The sequence below is a fragment of the Streptomyces boninensis genome, from assembly GCF_048572725.1.
Lineage (GTDB): Bacteria > Actinomycetota > Actinomycetes > Streptomycetales > Streptomycetaceae > Streptomyces > Streptomyces boninensis.
This window is the reverse complement of the sequence record NZ_CP183837.1, coordinates 7,066,197-7,083,653: the sequence shown is the minus strand read 5'-3', so window position 1 is coordinate 7,083,653 and position 17,457 is coordinate 7,066,197. Positions and strand designations below refer to the sequence as shown.

At 70.6% G+C, this 17,457-nt stretch carries 19 protein-coding genes and 1 pseudogene; 1 reads left to right on the top strand and 19 read right to left on the bottom strand.

The genetic code is table 11. From position 1 onward, the window contains the following. Positions 1–121: 121 nt before the first annotated feature. The 5 genes from ACNNMR_RS32440 to rpsB form a co-directional block, all read right to left on the bottom strand. Positions 122–1,303 (bottom strand): phosphatidate cytidylyltransferase, encoded by a 1,182-nt coding sequence (locus ACNNMR_RS32440; RefSeq protein ID WP_419998249.1) that lies wholly within the window; start codon positions 1,301–1,303, stop codon positions 122–124. Then, positions 1,303–1,860, bottom strand: a complete 558-nt coding sequence (gene frr, locus ACNNMR_RS32435; RefSeq protein WP_419998248.1) for a ribosome recycling factor — start codon at positions 1,858–1,860, stop codon at positions 1,303–1,305. Before frr ends, ACNNMR_RS32440 begins: the two co-directional genes overlap by 1 nt. Before the next feature lie 114 nt (positions 1,861–1,974). Beyond that, on the bottom strand, positions 1,975–2,739 hold the full coding sequence (gene pyrH, locus ACNNMR_RS32430) for a UMP kinase (protein ID WP_419998247.1): 765 nt from the start codon (positions 2,737–2,739) through the stop codon (positions 1,975–1,977). A gap of 180 nt (positions 2,740–2,919) precedes the next feature. Continuing rightward, positions 2,920–3,756, bottom strand: a complete 837-nt coding sequence (gene tsf / locus ACNNMR_RS32425) for a translation elongation factor Ts (protein WP_419998246.1) — start codon at positions 3,754–3,756, stop codon at positions 2,920–2,922. Between the two features lie 115 nt (positions 3,757–3,871). Beyond that, the gene (gene rpsB / locus ACNNMR_RS32420) at positions 3,872–4,825 is read right to left on the bottom strand and encodes a 30S ribosomal protein S2 (protein WP_419998245.1); all 954 of its coding nucleotides are present in this window, start codon (positions 4,823–4,825) and stop codon (positions 3,872–3,874) included. A 371-nt stretch (positions 4,826–5,196) separates the two neighbouring features. Here rpsB and ACNNMR_RS32415 point away from each other — a divergent pair. Next, positions 5,197–5,949: pseudogene (locus ACNNMR_RS32415) on the top strand (peptidoglycan DD-metalloendopeptidase family protein); the annotation flags it as partial. Positions 5,950–6,213: 264 nt separating this feature from the next. Here ACNNMR_RS32415 and ACNNMR_RS32410 read toward each other — a convergent pair. From ACNNMR_RS32410 to rimM, 14 genes are all read right to left on the bottom strand, one after another. Continuing rightward, positions 6,214–6,777 carry a TetR/AcrR family transcriptional regulator gene (locus tag ACNNMR_RS32410; protein WP_420000557.1) on the bottom strand — a complete coding sequence of 188 codons (564 nt, stop codon included), beginning with the start codon at positions 6,775–6,777 and terminating at the stop codon, positions 6,214–6,216. A gap of 95 nt (positions 6,778–6,872) precedes the next feature. Further along, positions 6,873–7,709, bottom strand: a complete 837-nt coding sequence (gene whiG / locus ACNNMR_RS32405) for an RNA polymerase sigma factor WhiG (RefSeq protein ID WP_419998244.1) — start codon at positions 7,707–7,709, stop codon at positions 6,873–6,875. A 305-nt stretch (positions 7,710–8,014) separates the two neighbouring features. Then, positions 8,015–9,244, bottom strand: coding sequence for a DNA-processing protein DprA (gene dprA / locus ACNNMR_RS32400; protein WP_419998243.1), 1,230 nt, complete (start codon positions 9,242–9,244; stop codon positions 8,015–8,017). Further along, positions 9,130–10,743 (bottom strand): YifB family Mg chelatase-like AAA ATPase, encoded by a 1,614-nt coding sequence (locus ACNNMR_RS32395; RefSeq protein WP_419998242.1) that lies wholly within the window; start codon positions 10,741–10,743, stop codon positions 9,130–9,132. Before ACNNMR_RS32395 ends, dprA begins: the two co-directional genes overlap by 115 nt. Then, on the bottom strand, positions 10,743–11,105 hold the full coding sequence (locus ACNNMR_RS32390) for a YraN family protein (RefSeq protein WP_419998241.1): 363 nt from the start codon (positions 11,103–11,105) through the stop codon (positions 10,743–10,745). The genes ACNNMR_RS32395 and ACNNMR_RS32390 overlap by 1 nt, the downstream gene beginning before the upstream one ends. A 109-nt stretch (positions 11,106–11,214) precedes the next feature. Further along, positions 11,215–11,535 (bottom strand): DUF2469 domain-containing protein, encoded by a 321-nt coding sequence (locus ACNNMR_RS32385; RefSeq protein ID WP_419998240.1) that lies wholly within the window; start codon positions 11,533–11,535, stop codon positions 11,215–11,217. 39 nt (positions 11,536–11,574) lie between these two features. Then, positions 11,575–12,099, bottom strand: coding sequence for an NUDIX hydrolase (locus tag ACNNMR_RS32380; RefSeq protein ID WP_419998239.1), 525 nt, complete (start codon positions 12,097–12,099; stop codon positions 11,575–11,577). 9 nt (positions 12,100–12,108) lie between these two features. Beyond that, positions 12,109–12,864 (bottom strand): signal peptidase I, encoded by a 756-nt coding sequence (lepB, locus tag ACNNMR_RS32375; protein ID WP_419998238.1) that lies wholly within the window; start codon positions 12,862–12,864, stop codon positions 12,109–12,111. Between the two features lie 33 nt (positions 12,865–12,897). Further along, a complete protein-coding gene (lepB, locus tag ACNNMR_RS32370) occupies positions 12,898–13,851 on the bottom strand; it encodes a signal peptidase I (protein ID WP_420000556.1) in 954 nt (317 codons plus the stop codon). Beyond that, positions 13,802–14,791, bottom strand: a complete 990-nt coding sequence (gene lepB, locus ACNNMR_RS32365; RefSeq protein WP_419998237.1) for a signal peptidase I — start codon at positions 14,789–14,791, stop codon at positions 13,802–13,804. Before lepB (ACNNMR_RS32365) ends, lepB (ACNNMR_RS32370) begins: the two co-directional genes overlap by 50 nt. Next, on the bottom strand, positions 14,784–15,485 hold the full coding sequence (gene lepB, locus ACNNMR_RS32360; protein WP_419998236.1) for a signal peptidase I: 702 nt from the start codon (positions 15,483–15,485) through the stop codon (positions 14,784–14,786). Before lepB (ACNNMR_RS32360) ends, lepB (ACNNMR_RS32365) begins: the two co-directional genes overlap by 8 nt. A gap of 101 nt (positions 15,486–15,586) precedes the next feature. After that, complete coding sequence (gene rplS / locus ACNNMR_RS32355) at positions 15,587–15,937, bottom strand: 50S ribosomal protein L19 (RefSeq protein WP_419998235.1); 351 nt, start codon at positions 15,935–15,937, stop codon at positions 15,587–15,589. Positions 15,938–16,067: 130 nt separating this feature from the next. After that, the gene (trmD, locus tag ACNNMR_RS32350; protein ID WP_419998234.1) at positions 16,068–16,877 is read right to left on the bottom strand and encodes a tRNA (guanosine(37)-N1)-methyltransferase TrmD; all 810 of its coding nucleotides are present in this window, start codon (positions 16,875–16,877) and stop codon (positions 16,068–16,070) included. Continuing rightward, positions 16,874–17,377, bottom strand: coding sequence for a ribosome maturation factor RimM (rimM, locus tag ACNNMR_RS32345; protein WP_419998233.1), 504 nt, complete (start codon positions 17,375–17,377; stop codon positions 16,874–16,876). Before rimM ends, trmD begins: the two co-directional genes overlap by 4 nt. Between the last annotated feature and the right edge of the window lie 80 nt (positions 17,378–17,457).

The window sequence follows — 17,457 nt, the reverse complement described above, 5'->3', positions numbered from 1 at the left end:
GCGTTACTCCCGCCCTCATGATGTTGGGTGACAGGTCAGCGCCACGCACGCCGAAAGGCCCTGATGGCCAGGACATTCATCCTTGGTGATCAGGGCCTTTGGTCCGTATCGGCGCGGACCGCTAGCCGGAGCCCACGAACGCCACCATCAGCAGCCACACGATCGGCGCCGTCGGCAGCAGCGAGTCGAGCCGGTCCATGATGCCGCCGTGCCCCGGCAGCAGCGTGCCCATGTCCTTGATGCCCAGGTCGCGCTTGATCATCGACTCGCCCAGGTCGCCGAGGGTGGCGCTGGCGGCGACGGCCAGGCCGAGCAGCAGACCCTGCCACCACTTGCCGTCGTCGATGAGGAACTGCATGCACACCGCGCCCGCCGCCATCGCGAAGAGCGCCGCCCCCAGCAGCCCCTCCCGGGTCTTGCCCGGGCTGATCCGCGGAGCCAGCTTGTGGGTGCCGAACTTGTACCCCACCGCGTACGCCCCGGTGTCGCAGGCGACCGTCAGCAGCAGGAAGGTGAAGACCCGGTACGGACCGTCGTCGTCCGCCGCCAGCATCATCGCGACGAAGGTGGCGAGGAAGGGCACGTAGATCGCGGCGAAGACGCCGGCGGTGACGTCTCGCAGGTAGTTCTCCGGCGGCTCGGTCATCCGCCACACCAGCACCGCGAGCGCGGTCAGCGCCATCGCCACCCAGGCGCCCTCGGCGCCGCGCAGATAGCCGGCGACGACCATCGCCACGCCGCCGATGGCGAGCGGCACCAGCGGCGCCTTGATCTCCTTGCGCTCGCGCAGCCGCGAGGTGAGCTCCCACAGCCCGACGACGACCGCGGCGGCGATCACGCCGACGAAGACGACCTTGTAGATGAAGAGCGCGGCGAGCACGACGGCGCCGAGGCCGAGGCCGACGCCTATGGCCGCGCCGAGGTCGCGGCCGCCGCGGCGCTTGCGCGGCGGAGGTGCGGACTCCGGGGCGGGCGCGGGCTCCGGGGCGGGTGCGGGCTCCGGGGCCGGGGCGCCGGCGGCGGCGTCCCGTACGGGCGGCGGCTCGTCCTGCGCCCCGGAGCCGTCAGCGCGGCCGTCATCGCGGAAGAGGGGCCCGGTCACCCGGGTCCCCTCCTGGTCCTCGCCGCTGCCACCGGGCACACCGTCGGGGGCGGAACCAGGACCGCCATCAGGCACTACGGGCATGGGCCGAGTCTGCGCCGCATCAGCCTCGCCGTGCACGGGACCCGCCGGAGCGGGCCCCTGGTCGGGTGGTCCCCAGTAGCCGGGACTCGAGGGAGCACCCCATCGAGAGTCGCTCATCAGACTTCGAGCAGCTCCGCTTCCTTGTGCTTGAGCAGCTCATCGATCTGCGCCGTGTACTTGTGCGTGGCGTCGTCGAGCTCCTTCTCGCCGCGGCGGCCCTCGTCCTCGCCGACGTCGCCGTCCTTGATCGCCTTGTCCATCGTCTCCTTGGCCTTGCGGCGCACGGAGCGGATGGAGACCTTGGCGTCCTCGGCCTTGGTCTTGGCGACCTTGATGTACTGCTTGCGGCGGTCCTCGGTCAGCTCCGGGAAGACCACCCGGATGATGTGGCCGTCGTTCGACGGGTTGACGCCGAGGTCGGAATCGCGGATCGCCTGCTCGATATTGCGCATCGCGCTCTTGTCGAACGGGGTCACCACGGCCATCCGCGGCTCGGGAACGGAGAACGACGCCAGCTGGTTGATGGGCGTCATGGCCCCGTAGTAGTCGGCGACGATCTTGTTGAACATCGCCGGGTGCGCACGGCCGGTGCGGATGGCGGCGAAGTCTTCCTTCGCGACCACCACGGCCTTTTCCATCTTCTCCTCGGCCTCGAGGAGGGCTTCTTCGATCACCACTGGCTCCTGGTCTCTTCAGTGAGCGTCGGGCACGCCCTTGCGCACGTGTCGTTCTCTTACGTCTGCACGGTGTCCGACCGGCAGGCGGTTGTCCATACCCCTATGGAGGGCCTAGGCGCGGGTGCCGTGGCCGCTCACCAGCGTGCCGATCTTCTCACCCTTCACGGCGCGGGCGATATTGCCCTCCGCGAGCAGCTCGAAGACGAGAATGGGCAGCTTGTTGTCGCGGCAGAGGGTGACCGCGGTCGCATCGGCGACCTTGAGATCGCGCGTGATGACCTCGCCGTACTCCAGGGCGTCGAACTTCACCGCGCCGGGGTTGGTGCGCGGGTCGGCGTCGTACACCCCGTCCACGCCGTTCTTGCCCATCAGCAGCAGCTCGGCGTCGATCTCCAGGGCGCGCTGGGCGGCGGTGGTGTCGGTGGAGAAGTACGGCATCCCCATGCCGGCGCCGAAGATGACGACGCGGCCCTTCTCCAGGTGCCGCACGGCGCGCAGCGGGATGTACGGCTCGGCGACCTGGCCCATGGTGATCGCGGTCTGCACGCGGGAGTCGATGCCCTCCTTCTCCAGGAAGTCCTGGAGGGCGAGGCAGTTCATGACCGTGCCGAGCATGCCCATGTAGTCGGAGCGGGCCCGGTCCATGCCGCGCTGCTGCAGCTCGGCGCCGCGGAAGAAGTTGCCGCCGCCGATGACGACGGCGATCTCGGCCCCGTCCCGTACGACCGAGGCGATCTCGCGGGCGATCTTGTGCACGACGTCCGGGTCGACGCCGAGGCCGCCACCGCCGGCGAAGGCCTCGCCGGACAGCTTCAGCAGAAACCGTCCTCCGCGCTTGTGCTCGCCGGTCTTGTCGTGGTCAGCGCCGTCATTCATGGGTTTCTCCTCGTGCACGTAGCAAGAAGGCCATTGCCGCGGGGTCTTGTCTCCCAAGACACCTTTTCGGCAATGGCCTCCCTGTCACTTCAGCGGCTGCCCCGACCCTAGCGGGACGGGGCAGCCTTGGCCGTACGACTCAGCCGTTTACGGCCTCGATCGCTTACGGCTGCCGGACGCTCAGGCGCCGACGCGGATACGGGCGAAGCGCTTGAGGCTCACGCCCGCCTCCTGCAGCACCTTCTCCACGGACTTCTTGTTGTCCTTGGCGAACGGCTGGCCGAGGAGGGTGACCTCCTTGAAGAAGCCGTTGAGGCGACCCTCAACGATCTTCGGCAGGGCGGCCTCCGGCTTGCCCTCGGCGCGGGTGGTCTCCTCGGCGACGCGGCGCTCGGCCTCGACGACCTCGGCCGGGACGTCGTCCTTGGTGAGGTACTTCGGCGCGAAGGCGGCGATGTGCTGCGCGACGTCCTTGGCGACCTCGGCGTTCTCCTTGTCGAGCTCGACGAGGACGCCGACCTGCGGCGGCAGGTCCGGGGAGGTGCGGTGCATGTACGCGGCCACGTAACCGTCGCTGAACTGCGCGAAGCGGTCCAGGACGATCTTCTCGCCGAGGGTGGCGTTGGCCTCGTCCACGTACGCCTGGACGGTCTTGCCGGCCTCGATCTCGGAGGCGAGCAGCGCGTCGAGGTCGGCCGGGGAGGTCTTCGCCACGTGCGCGGCGAGGGCGTCGGCGACGGTCACGAACTTGTCGCCCTTGGCGACGAAGTCGGTCTCGCACTTCAGCTCGAGCAGCACACCGGTCGAGTGGTCGTCGGCGATGAGGGAGACGACGGCGCCGTTCTCGGCGCTGCGGCCCTCACGCTTGGCGACACCCTTCTGGCCCTTGATGCGGAGCGCCTCGACGGCCTTGTCGACGTCGCCACCGGCCTCGTCGAGCGCCTTCTTGCAGTCCATCATGCCGGCACCGGTGAGCTCACGGAGCTTCTTGACGTCGGCGGCGGTGAAGTTCGCCATGATTCCTGGAGTTCTCTTCTTCTCGAAGGTCTGTTACGGGAAAAGGTTGACGAAAGCCCTGGTCAGGGCCGGGTCCTGGTCAGGACACCGGGTCCTGACCAGGTCCGGGCTCTGGTCAGGCCTGCTCGCCGGCCGGGGCCTCGGCGGCGGGCGCCTCGGGGGCGGCCTCGGCGGCGGGGGCCTCCGGAGCGGCCTCGGCGGCGGGGGCCTCGGCAGCGGGCGCCTCAGCGGCGGCCGGAGCCTCGGTCGCGGCAGCCTCTGCCGGCTTCTCGTCGGCCTTCTCCTCGGCCTTCTTCTCACCCTCGAGCAGGTCGCGCTCCCACTCGGCCAGCGGCTCGCCGGAGCCCTTCTCGGCCTTCTGGTCGCCCTGCGCGGCACCGGAACGGGCGATGAGGCCCTCGGCGACGGCGTCGGCGATCACGCGGGTGAGCAGGGTGACGGAGCGGATGGCGTCGTCGTTGCCCGGGATCTTGTAGTCGACCTCGTCCGGGTCGCAGTTGGTGTCGAGGATCGCGACGACCGGGATGCGCAGCTTGCGCGCCTCGCCGACGGCGATGTGCTCCTTCTTGGTGTCCACGATCCAGACGGCGCTCGGCACCTTCTGCATCTCGCGGATACCGCCGAGGGTCTTCTCGAGCTTCGCCTTCTCACGGGAGAGGACGAGCAGCTCCTTCTTGGTGAGGCCGGAGGCGGCCACATCCTCGAAGTCGATCTGCTCGAGCTCCTTGAGGCGCTGCAGACGCTTGTAGACGGTGGAGAAGTTGGTGAGCATGCCGCCCAGCCAGCGCTGGTTCACGTAGGGCATGCCGACGCGGGTGGCCTGCTCGGCGATGGCCTCCTGCGCCTGCTTCTTCGTGCCGATGAACATCACGGTGCCGCCGTGCGCGACGGTCTCCTTGACGAACTCGTAGGCGCGGTCGATGTACGACAGCGACTGCAGCAGGTCGATGATGTAGATGCCGTTGCGCTCCGTGAAGATGAAACGCTTCATCTTCGGGTTCCAACGACGGGTCTGGTGACCGAAGTGGACGCCGCTCTCAAGCAGCTCCCGCATCGTGACGACGGCCATGGCCGTACTCCTCATGTACTCGGTTTACGCGCGCGGCCGGTCGGCCGGCGCTGTCCTGACACCCCGACGCGAGTGCCGCTGCCACGAGGACAGTGGACCGAGAGTCGCGGCCACGGATGAACCTGGCGGTTGGCTGTGCCTTTGCCTGGTCCGGCCGGTGGCGGGGTGTGCGAAGTCGACCCGGCTCAGCCGAGTCGCCATAAAGATTGTACGGGACTGGGGAAGGGGTTCTGACCGGCGCCTATCCGCCCGCCCATCCGCCCCCGCCCGTCCCTCGTCGAGGGTGATGGGATTCTCCCCAACCGAGGAGTTATCCACAGCCGGCTACCAAGATCCCCGCGGTGGACCTCCGGCAGGACAGTCTGCCGGGCATGAACCATCGCAGGCCACGTCACCGACACCCTTCGTGCTCTGCTGAGCGAGGGGAGAGAGGGGTGGTGGGACGGGTGGGCGCAGGGCTGGCCGGGCGGCTGGGCGCAGGCGTGGCGGGGCGGCTGGGCGCGGGCCTGGCGGGACGGCTACGGGCAGAGCGCCGATCAGATCGTCGGCGGCTGCTCGCTGCCGCCCTGGCGATGGCGCTGCTGACCGCCACCGCCACAGCCACCACCACCACCGCCGCAGCCACCGCGGCCATCACAGCCACCGTGGCCACCACGGCCACCACGGCCACCGCGGCTCCGCCCCGCACGGGGGTGGGGGCGGAGCCGAGCGGTGGGGCGGGCGGGCCGGCAGCTTCGGCCAGGCCGGGTGGGCAGCCGGCCGGCTGGGATCGGCCCGGGGACCGGATCGGGCCCGCCGGCGGGCGGGCCTGGCCGTTGGACGGAGGCACACCAGGCGCCCGCCCCACCCTCGCGCGCAGCTTCGAGCCTCCCCGGACGGCATACGGACCGGGCCACCGAGGTGTGGACCTGATCGCCGGCCCTGGCTCCCCGGTGCGCGCCGCAGCAGCGGGGCAGGTGGCCTTCGCAGGCCAGGTGGCGGGCCGAGGCGTGCTCGCCATCGACCTCACCGGTTCAGGCAAGCCACCCTTGCGCATCACGTACCAACCGGTCAGGCCCACGGTAGCCAAGGGCGACCGCGTGGCAGCAGGCGAGCTGGTGGGCATCCTCCAGCCCGTCCCCTCCCACTGCCCGCAGGGCTGCCTGCACTGGGGCCTACGCCGAGGCAAGACCTACCTCAACCCGCTGGCACTCCTACCGGCGGACATACTCAGCGGAGGCCATTCCCGCTTGCTGCCGGTGCTCGGGATCCCAACCCCACCCAGCTCTCCCCGCCCCCCGAAGCACCGAACCGCGGCCCGGCAGGCCCGGCCGAGCGGCAGGTCCGCCCGGGGCGGCAGGTCCAGCACTGGGACGGGGCCAAACCCCACAGCGCGACCGCGGCGTCGGTCAGCTGCCGCGCACCCCTCGCAGCGCCATCGCCACCGCCGCCTCCGCGACCGTCTCTGCGGGCTCGGCGCCGAGCTCAATCCTGCGGACTGCTGCGTCCACGACGCCCTGGAGGAGCATGGCTGCCAGCCGCGGCTCCGCGTGGCCGAGGGCGCTCAGGGCCTCGACCACCATCGCGACGAGACCTCCGTGCGCGGCGCGGATCTTCTCCCGGGAGGAGTCGTCGAGCTCGAGCGCCGAAATGGCGACCACGGCCCGGTGCCGGCGGTCGCCGACCAGCGAGAGCTGGCTGCGGACGTAGGCCTCCACCTGTGCCGCGGGGCCCGCGGCAGCGGCTGTGGCCATGGCCGTCTCGACCTCGGCCGCCCATACGGGGAAGTCGACGGCGCACAGCTCCTCGACCACGGCCGCGCGGCTGCGGAAGTACTCGTAGACGGACGACCGCGCCAGGCCGGTCCGCTCGGCGAGGGCGGGGAAGGTCAGCGCCTCCGTGCCGCCCTCGGACAGGAGTGATCGGGCCGCCTCCAGCAAGGCGTCCCGCTGCATCGTCCGGTGCTCGGCCACCGAGGCCGCTCGAATCCTGGGCACACATCCACTGTATTGCCCGGACGCCTCGACAGGCACCGGATACCGCCCAGCGGGCAGCCGCAGGGAACGATTCAGCGCCCCGAATCAGCCAGCTTCGCCCGCAGCTGCAGCACCGACTTGGTGTGGATCTGGCTGACCCGGCTCTCGGTGACCCCCAGCACCTGACCGATCTCGGCGAGCGTGAGCCCCTCGTAGTAATACAGCGTGACCACGGTCTTTTCGCGATCGGGCAAGGTATTCACCGCCCGCGCCAGCAGCCTCCGCAGCTCGCGGTCCTCCGCGACCTCCACCGGATTGTCGGCGGCGGTGTCCTCGAGGGTGTCCATCAGGCTGAGCCGGTCGCCGCTCTCGGAGCTGACGTGCAGCAGCTCCTCCAGGGCGACCACATTCGCGAAGGACAGCTGACTGAAGACGCCGTGCAGCTCCTCCAGGCTGATGTCCATCTCCGTGGCCACCTCGGCCTCGGAGGGCGTGCGGTGCAGCGCCGTCTCCAGCGTCCCGTAGGCGCGCTCCACGGCCTTGGCCTTCTGCCGTACGGAACGGGGGATCCAGTCCAGCGCCCGCAGCTCGTCGATCATCGCGCCACGGATCCGGGTGATGGCGTATGTCTCGAACTTGATCGACCGCTCCGGGTCGAACTTCTCGATCGCGTCGATCAGCCCGAAGACTCCCGACGAGACGAAGTCGGCCTGCTCCACATTGGCCGGCAGTCCTACGCTCACCCGGCCCGCCACGTACTTCACCAGCGGCGAGTAGTGCAGGATCAGCTGCTCCCGCAGCCGCCCGTCCCCGCTCTCCTTGTAGGAGCGCCACAGCTCCTCCAGTGAGGCAGGCGCCGCCGGACGCACGGGGTCCGGTGCCGCGTCAGGCGCGGCGGCGTGCTCGGACCCGTAGATGTGCTGGGGCATGCGTCGTTCAGTGCCGTTCTGGGGAGGGTGCAGCGGGAGCGGGGGGTCCCCGCCGAGCGGGGCGGGGGGTCGGTGGGGCGGGGGAGGACCACGTGAGCGTAGCGTGACCGGCGCATCGCGGAGGGCGACCGAGGCCGGTTGATCGGTGCGAAGATACGTTCCGCCGACCGCACCCCAGGGTTACCGTCGCGGCGGCGGAGTGCTCTCGCGTACGCGGGGCGTGGAGTCCGAACTCTGGCATCACCTCCACCTTTTCACCCGATCGCCCCAGATCAAGGACCGCCTCACCACCCGATGGGGTGCCCTCACCCCACCCTGGTCAACCTCCATTGATCGCCCACACGTTCCACGTATCCGAGTGACAGCAGCTCATAAAGTCTGCCCAGCACTTCCTGGCGCCGCGCGCCCGAACTCCGCGCGATGGCCCCGCAGTCCGCGCTCCCCCGCGCGGGCAGCGCTTCCAGCACCCGCGCCGCGACGGCCGGCAGCAGGTCGCGGCCGACCACCGGACCCCGCCGCGCCGGCGCGAGGTCGGCACCGATCCGCCCGACGAGCTCCACCACCTCGTCCGCGTCGGTCACCACCACGCCCTCGCCGCGCAGCAGCTCATGCACCCCCGCGGACAGCCCGGACGTGACCGGCCCCGGCACGCCGCCCGTCACCCGGCCGAGGCGCTGCGCCCACCGGGCCGTCGAGAGCGCCCCGCTGCGGTGCTCGGCCTCGACCACGACGGTGCCGCGGGTGAGCGCGGCGATGACGCGATTGCGGAGGATGAAGCGGGCGCGGGTGGGGTGGGTGCCGGGTGCCAGCTCGCCGATCAGCAGGCCCTGCTCCGCGATGCGCTCTACGAGCTCGGTGTGGCCGGGTGGGTAGCAGCGGTCGAGGCCGCAGGCCAGGACGGCCGCGGTGGCGCCGTTCGCGGCCAGGGCGCCGCGGTGGGCGGCGCCGTCGATGCCGTACGCGGCTCCGGACACGACGACCCAGCCGCGCCGGGCGAGGCCCGCGCCCAGCTCGGCGGCGACGTGGGCGCCGTACTCGGTGCAGGCGCGGGCGCCGACGACGGCGACCGAGGAGAGCGCCCACAGTCGCAGGTCGGGGCGGCCGCGCACGTACAGCCCCAGGGGGGCGGCGTCGCCCAGGTCGTCGAGCTGGTGGGGCCATTCACGGTCGCCCGGGCACACGAAGCGCCCGCCGAGCGACTCGATTCTGGCCAGGTCGTCCGCGGGGTCGTACGCAGCCGCCCGGGCCCGTGCATTCACCGCCCGCCGCTCCCCCACCCACTCCGGCACCGCCCCCGGCCCCGCCAGCGCCCGCCACACCACCCCGGCCCCACGCTCCCGCACCATCCGCCCGGCCCCTTCATCCCCAGGCTCCACCAACCGCGCCAGCCCCACCCGCGCGAGCAGCTCCTCTCCCCCTGTCACGGCCGGACCGCCATCGTCACGCCCCGGGCCACGCCCGTACGCATCTCCAGCGCGAAATTCACGTCCTCGGCCGTGGGCCGGTCGCGCTCGGCGAGGTCGGCGGACGTCCATGCAACGCGCAGCACCCGGTCGAGGCCGCGGGCGGTGAGCAGCCCGCGCTCCAGGTCGCACTCCGCCTCGTACAGCGCGCCGGAAGCGACCGGCCAGCGGGTGCGCAGCTCATGCCCGGGCACCTCCCCATTCGTCATCCAAGGAGTGCCCAGATAGCGGGTGGCAGCGCGGGAGCGGGCCTCGAGCACCCGCTCGCCGACAACCGCGCTGGACTCTCCCCGTGTGCCATCACCCGTGAGATCGGCACGGGAGACCGGCTGGACGGTGACCCGCAGGTCGATGCGGTCCATCAGCGGCCCGGAGAGGCGGGCGGCATACCTTCGGACCGACTGCGGGCGGCACTCGCAGCCCTCGGCGTCCAGGCCATGCCTGCCGCACGGACACGGATTCGCCGCCAGCAGCAGCTGGAACCGGGCGGGCATCCGCATCATCCCCGCGGCCCTGGCCACGATCACATGGCCGGACTCCAGCGGCTGCCGCATCGCGTCGAGCACCTGCGGCCGGTACTCGGGGGCCTCGTCCATGAACAGCACGCCCTGGTGGGCAAGCGAGACCGCTCCGGGGCGGGGGAACCCCGTGCCGCCGCCGACGATCGCTGCCATGGATGCGGAATGGTGGGGTGCGCAGTACGGCGCCCGATCCATCAGCGGCTGCCCGGCGGGGAGCGTGCCGGCGACCGAGTGCACCGCCGTCACCTCGAGCGACTGCTTTTCCGTCAGCGGCGGGAGGATGCCGACGAGCCTCTCGGCAAGCAGCGTCTTCCCTGCGCCCGGCGGTCCCTTCAAGAAGAGGTGATGACCACCGGCGGCTGCCACCTCCAGCGCCCTCCGCGCCGTGTGCTGCCCGGCCACGTCGGCCAGGTCAGGCGTCGGCTCGTCAGCCGGGAGTCCGGCACCGATGCCGAGCGCGGGCACCGCGAGCCCGGCCAGCAGCGGATCGGGAGCGCCGGGCTCGGGCCCGTCCTCCGGCTCCTCTTCCGGCGGCGACTCGTCATTCAGCACGGCGATCAGCTGCCGCAGGCTCCGCACACCCAGCACCGAAATGCCCGGCACCAGACCCGCCTCGGTGGCCGTCCGTTCCGGCACCACCACCTGCCGATATCCGGCGTCGGCCGCGGCCAGGACCGAGGGGAGCACGCCGCGGACCGGCCGCACTCTGCCGTCCAGACCCAGCTCGCCCACCATGACCAGGTCCGTCAGGACCCGGGGATCCACCCGCCCCGCCGCCCCCAGCACCGCACAAGCAACCGCCAGGTCGAACCCGCTCCCACCCTTCGGCACCGCCGCCGGGCTCAACCCCACCGTCAGCTTCTTCTGCGGCCACTCGGCGCCCGAATTGATCACCGCGGCCCGCACCCGGTCGCGGCTCTCCACCAAGCTGCGGTCGGGGAGGCCGACCAAGGCAAAGTTGGCGACCCCTGGCTCCAGGTCGGCCTGGACCTCGACCACCACCCCCTCCACACCGACCAGGGCCACGGAGCACGTACGCGCGAAGCCCATCAGGCCACCCCCCGGACGTGCTCGACCACCGGGGCGCCCCGGTCGGGGATCACGATGCCGATCAGGTCGATGCGGACGCCGCCCGCCGGTGGGCCGCCATTGCGGGCCAGCCACTCCTCCGCGAGGCGGCGCAGCCGCGCGGCCTTTTCCGGGGTGATGGCTGCTATCGGGTGCTCGTACGCCGTGGCCTTGCGGGTCTTGACCTCGCAGAGGACCAGGGTGTCGGCGTCCTGCGCCACCAGGTCGACCTCGCCGGCCCGGCAGCGCCAGTTCCGCTCCAGGATCGTCATCCCGGCCGCGGTCAGGCGGCGCTCCGCCAGCCGCTCCCCGTACTGCCCGATCGCCTGCCGTGCGTTCGGCATCGGCCTCACCTCCGGCGATGACTCTGCCGGGGTGCGTAATCAGCTAGTCGATCTTGGGCCGTTCCGGTGGATTACCCGTCGGTTGTGGAAAACTCCGTCACCCGAGACCTCACCCGCCGAGCTCCTCCGACGGCATCTCCAGATCCGCCTTATTCAGCTCCTCGATATTCACGTCCTTGAACGTGAGCACCCGCACCTGCTTGACGAACCGCGCCGGCCGATACATGTCCCACACCCACGCATCCGCCATCGAGACCTCGAAGAAGACCTCACCCTGCACCGAGTGCACCTGCATCTCGTAGTCATTGGTGAGGTAGAAGCGCCGCTCCGTCTCGATCACGTACTTGAACAGCCCGACCACATCGCGGTACTCCCGGTAGAGCTTGAGCTCCATCTCGGTCTCGTACTTCTCGAGGTCTTCGGCGCTCATCGGCTGTTCCCCTTCCGCCGTACGTGCCCCCATTGTGCGTCAGACCCGCTCCGTCTCGAGGAGCACTGGACTGATCGGAGGTCCTTCTTCCAGCAGCTGCCCCAGCAGGGCGGCCAGCTTGGTGGGGTACACGGTCTCACGGGTGGCGGACAGTTCCGCGTACGTCCACCAGCGCAATCCCGTCACGCTGCGCCGCTCGAGCTCGGTCAGGCCCTCGCCGGCGCCGTCGCCACCCACCGCCACGGCAGCTGCGACCAACCGGTCACACCGTGCCAGGTAGTACCACTCGTCCTGATCCCAGCGCCGCTCGGCGAAGGGAAAGGAGCAGATCCGCCGCCACAGCAGCGGGCCCAGCTCGACGCCGCTGACGCCCGTCTCCTCCGCCAGCTCGCGCAGCGCGGCCTGCTCGCGGGTCTCGTCGCCCTCGACACCGCCACCCGGCGTGAACCACCAGTCGTCGGACGGGTCCGCCGGCTCGCAGCCGTGCAGCAGCAGGATCCGGTCATCCGGGTCCAGCAGGATCACCCGCGCCACCCTGCGCAGCTCAGCCTCGGCCTCAGCCACCGGTCACCCTCACCTCCCGCGGATCCGCCGGGCGACCGGCCCGTACGCCGCGCCACCCAGGATCATCACTGCCCCGCCGAAGACGGCCCACACGATCAATCGCAGCGGCCCCCGCTCCGTCACCCCGCCGGGCAGCCCCGCGAAGCCCTCCGCGGGCTCGAGCGTCCCGGCGCCGCCGAGCGGCCACACCGTGCCCTCGACCCGGCCGCGGACCGCGTCCCGCGCCACCGAGCCCTTCGCCGCGTTCGACAGGTGTTCGCGTGAGTCCAGCGAGTCCGCGCGGTGGTCGCCGAGGAGGAAGAGCTTCCCCTCGGGCACCTTCACCGCCGGGAAGCCGTCCTGGCCTTCGCGCTGCGCGCCGTCGACGTACGGCTCGGTTATCGCCTTGCCGTTGACCTTGATGCGCTGCTGCTTGTCGCAGCAGGTCACGGTGTCGCCGCCGATGGCGACCACCCGCTTGACCATGGGCAGGTCGCCCCACGCCTTGTCCTTGAAGACCACCACGTCGCCGCGGCGCACGTCAGCGCCGTCCGTACGCTCCGCCAGCACCCGGTCGCCCGCGCCCACGGTCGGGGCCATCGAGTCGGTCGGGACCGTATACGGCTGGTACGTGATCGCGCCCCAGGCGAAGCCGCCCAGGAAGAGCAGGCAGCCGAGCGCGACCGCGATGCCGGACACCACGCTGTCGGTGCGGTGGTCACGTCTTCTCGCCGCTCCCGCGGAAGAAGGCGTACGACCTGCGCGTGCTGTCCTGCTGCTGCTCATGGAACCGCACCCTACCCAGGGGTATCGGCGGCGTCAGCCCTTCATGACTGCATCGTGATCAGCCTTCACATGATCGACCACATTGACCTGGGCCCGCGTCTTCGCCAGCAGCCGCCGCCTGCGCAGCAGCACCAGCGGTACGGCCCCGGCCAGACCCAGCGCCGCCGGCCCGGCGGCACCCGCGGCCGCGCTCGGGACCTGCTCGAAGGTGCTGGGGATGGACAGCCAGTCCCAGCGGTTCACCGGCCAGGCCACCGCGAAGGCGCGGCCGACGACCAGGTCCTCGTCGACGAAGCCCTTGTCGGGCGACTGCTCGTGGTAGCGGGAGTCGAGGGAGTCCTGACGGTGGTCGCCCATGACCCAGATCATCCCGTCGGGGACCTTGACCGGGCCGAAGGGCTTGTCGCTGCAGGGGGTGTTGCCGGGGAAGATGTAGTCGGTCTCGTCCAGCGCCTTGCCATTGACCTTGACCTGGCCGGTGCCCTTGCACTCGACCGTGTCGCCGCCGGTGGCGATGACCCGCTTGATCAGGTCCTGCTCCTCGGCGGAGGGCATCAGGCCGACGAAGCTGAGCACCTTCTGGATGCCGCCGACGACGCCGCCGGGGGCCTCGGGCGCCTCCTCGCCGTTCAGCCAGTCGCCCGGGTCATGGAAGACGACGACCTCGCCGCGCTCCGGCTTGGAGCCGAACCAGGGGGTGAGCTTGTCGACCAGGACGCGGTCGCCGCGCTGCAGGGTGTTCTGCATGGAGTCGGACGGGATCGAGAAGGCCTGGACCAGGAAGGTCTTGATCAGCAGCGCCAGGACGAGGGCGATGCCGATCAGGATCGGGAGTTCCTTCCAGAACGAGCGTTCCTTCTTCTTCACCTTGTTCTTTCCGCCGCTGGGAGACCCGTCTTTGTGCTGGTCGCCGACGTGCTGATCACCGGCGTGCTGGTCACCGGCGTCCTCGGGCTCGCCATGTCCGGACCGGGCGCCGACTGCCACGTCCCCCACATCCACTCCTCAAGTCTCGCCACTGCCTGCCCCGCCACCGGTGCAGGCCCACCACTCCGATAACGAGCGGGAGTTCCGCAGGAGTCGGGAGGGGGACGTTCTCTTGCGTTGTATCCGTCGATTTCTTCAAGGACACACTATGTGCCCCGGCGACCGGATCCGGCACAGACGCGTAGGTGTCCCGCTGCTGGAGGCCGCGCCAGTGACCGAACGGCCAGGCGATGGCCATGGCCTTGCCGACCACGTTCTCCTCGGGAACCGTCCCCTCGTAGCCGTCGGTCCGGTGATAGCGGGAGTCGGCGGAATTGCTGCGGTGGTCGCCCATGACGAACAGCCGGTTGGACGGGACCGTGACGTCGAAGGACTCCTGCGACGGCTTGTCGTCGGGATAGAGGTACGGCTCGGTGATCGCCGTGCCGTTCACGGTGACCCGGCCGCTGCTGTCGCAGCACTTGACCCGGTCCCCTTCCGTACCGACGACCCGCTTGATCAGGTCCTGGTCGCGGTCGGACGGCAGCAGCCCGATGAAGGTGAGGCCCGCCTTGGCCTGCTTGATGCCCGGGGGGTCGTTGTTCTGGCTCTGCTGGGCCGCGGGGTCGCGCTGCAGCCACTTGCCGGGGTCCTTGAAGACGACGACGTCCCCGCGCTCGGGCTTCGACCCGAACCACGGGGAGAGCTTGTCCACGACCACCCGGTCGCCGATCTTGATCGTCTGCTCCATGGACCCGGACGGGATCACAAAGGCCTGGAGGAGAAATGTCTTTATCGCCAAAGCGATGATCAGGGCGACCCCGACGATCAGCGGGATCTCCTTGATCGCGGACCGCCTGCGCTTCCGCTTGACCTTACGGGCCAGCCGGCGCCGGTCCGCCCTGCCGGTGTACGCGGGCGCGCGGCCACGCGAGCGCTTCGGCCTGGCGTGACTACCCATGCCTGCCCTGCCCCACGGCGCTCCAGCGCCCAAGGGGCCAGCCGATCCAGTCGGCCCTGCCGATCACCCGGTCCACGGGCACCATCCCCCCGCCGGGTGCCCCGAGCAGATCGCGCGAGTCACGCGAATCGCTGCGGTGATCGCCCATCACCCACAGCTTCCCGGTCGGCACCACAACATCGAAACGTACTCGCGACGGCGTATCACCGGGATAAAGGTACGCCCTCTCGTCCACCGGACGTCCGTTCACGGTGATACGCAGCTGCTTGTCGCAGCAGGTGACGCGGTCGCCGCCGACGCCCATGACGCGCTTGACGTAGTCGGTCTCGGCGGGCTCGGCGAGACCGGCCGCCGAGGCGGCCTTGCGGAGCATCCCGGTCACCGGATTGCCTTGCGGCTGCTCCTCGCTGAAGGTGCCGGTCCCGTCGAAGACGACGACGTCGCCGCGCTTCGGCCCGGCATCGCCGAATCGATACGCCAGCTTGTTGACCAGAATCCGGTCCCCCGGCCGCAGGGTGCCCTCCATCGACCCGCTGGGGATCAGGAACGGCTGCACCACGAACGCGCTGACCAGCAGCACCACGACGACGCACACGCCCCCGATCGCCGACACCCGCCGCCACGGAAAACGCAACCGCCGCTCCGCCCCCTCGAGGCCGGAGCGGTGCTCGCGCTCCGCAATGTGTACGTCCATCGAGCAATGAGCCTAACCGCCCGGACGGCCATACATGCGAAGAGCCCCGCGGCACCTGCCGCGGGGCTCTTCGAAGAATGCCGGCGCGAGGCCGGGCGCGATCAGTTCTCGCGCTTCTCCTTGATCTTGGCGGCCTTGCCGCGCAGGTCGCGGAGGTAGTACAGCTTGGCGCGGCGGACGTCACCCTTGGTCACGAGCTCGATCTTCTCGACGACCGGCGTGTGCACCGGGAAGGTGCGCTCGACGCCGACGGAGAAGCTGACCTTGCGGACGGTGAAGGTCTCGCGCACGCCCGCACCCTGGCGGCGGATGACGACGCCCTTGAACTGCTGCACACGGGAGCGGTTGCCCTCGATGACGCGCACGTGGACGTTGACGGTGTCACCCGGGCGGAAGGACGGGATGTCGGTGCGCAGCGATGCGGAGTCGACGCTGTCGAGGAGGTGCGACATATGTTCTGCTTTCTTCGCCCATGCCACAGGTCATCGGCGGATACGTAAGTGGGTGTTCGGTGGCTGGCGCGTCGTACGGGCGTCGTATCCCCCTGTGGCAGGGGCGCACGTCGGACGGCGAACAGCCTGGCTATTCTTCCACGACCTGCCCCGGACGCCAAAATCGGCCGTCCTCGCCCTCGGCCCAGCCCAGCTCCGCCAAGGCCTGCCGGTCCTTCTTGCCGAAGCTCGCGGCCTCGGAGCCGGCGATCAGCTCGGGCCGGTTCTCGGTCGTACGGGCCAGGGCCTGGTCGCGCCGCCACCGGGCGATCTTGCCGTGGTGCCCGCTGACCAGCACCTCCGGGATCTCCCGGCCGCGCCATTCGGGCGGCTTGGTGTAGACGGGCCCCTCCAGCAGGTTCGCCATCTCGCCCGGGGCGAAGGAGTCGTCCTGGTGCGAGGCAGCGTTGCCGAGCACGCCGGGCAGCAGCCGGGCGACGGCCTCGACCATCACCAGCACCGGCGCCTCGCCGCCGGCGAGCACGTAGTCCCCGATGGAGACCTCGCGCACGTCGCAGCGCTCGCCGTACTCCTCGATCACCCGCCGGTCGATGCCCTCGTAGCGGGCAGGCGTGAAGACCAGCCAGGGCTTGCCGGAGAGCTCGACGGCGAGCTCCTGGGTGAAGGGGCGGCCGCTGGGGGTGGGCACGACGATGACGGGCTCTTCTGCGCCACTTCCGATGATCTCGTCCAGCGCCTCGCCCCACGGGTCCGGCTTCATGACCATGCCGGGCCCGCCGCCGTACGGGGTGTCATCCACCGTGTTGTGCCGGTCGTGGGTCCATTCCCGCAGGTCATGGACGCGAACGTCCAGCTGACCGCGCGCCCGCGCCTTCCCCACGAGGGAGACGTTCAGCGGCTCCAGGTACTCCGGGAAGATCGTGACGACGTCGAGCCTCACAGCAGCCCTTCCGGCGGTGTGATCACGACCCGCTGCTCCTCGAGGTCGATCTCGGGCACGATCTCGTTGACGAACGGGATCAGCACCTCGGAGTCGTCGGGCCGCTTCACCACCAGCAGGTCCTGCCCCGGGGTGTGCGCGATCTCCTCGATCCGCCCGACCGCGGTCCCGTCGGCGGTCACCACGTCGAGGTCGACGAGCTGGTGGTCGTAGAACTCCTCGGGGTCCTCGGGCGTCTCGTCCGGATCCACGTCGGCGATGAGAAGGGTGTTACGCAGCTCCTCCGCCCCGGTCCGGTCGCTCACCCCGTCGAAGCGCAGCAGCAGCCGCCCGCTGTGCACGCGGCCGGTGGCGATCGTCAGCGGCCCGCGGGAGGCCGGATCCGTGGCCAACACGGCTCCGGGCCCGAGCCGCAGCTCCGGCTCGTCAGTGCGCACCTCGACGGTGACCTCGCCTTTGATCCCGTGAGCGCGCCCGATGCGCGCGACGACGAGCTGCACGAATTCCTCCGGAGGTACGAACGAAGCCCGGCCCGCCGGGCATCCCCATTGTCACCGAGCCGACGATCCCCTGCTGCACG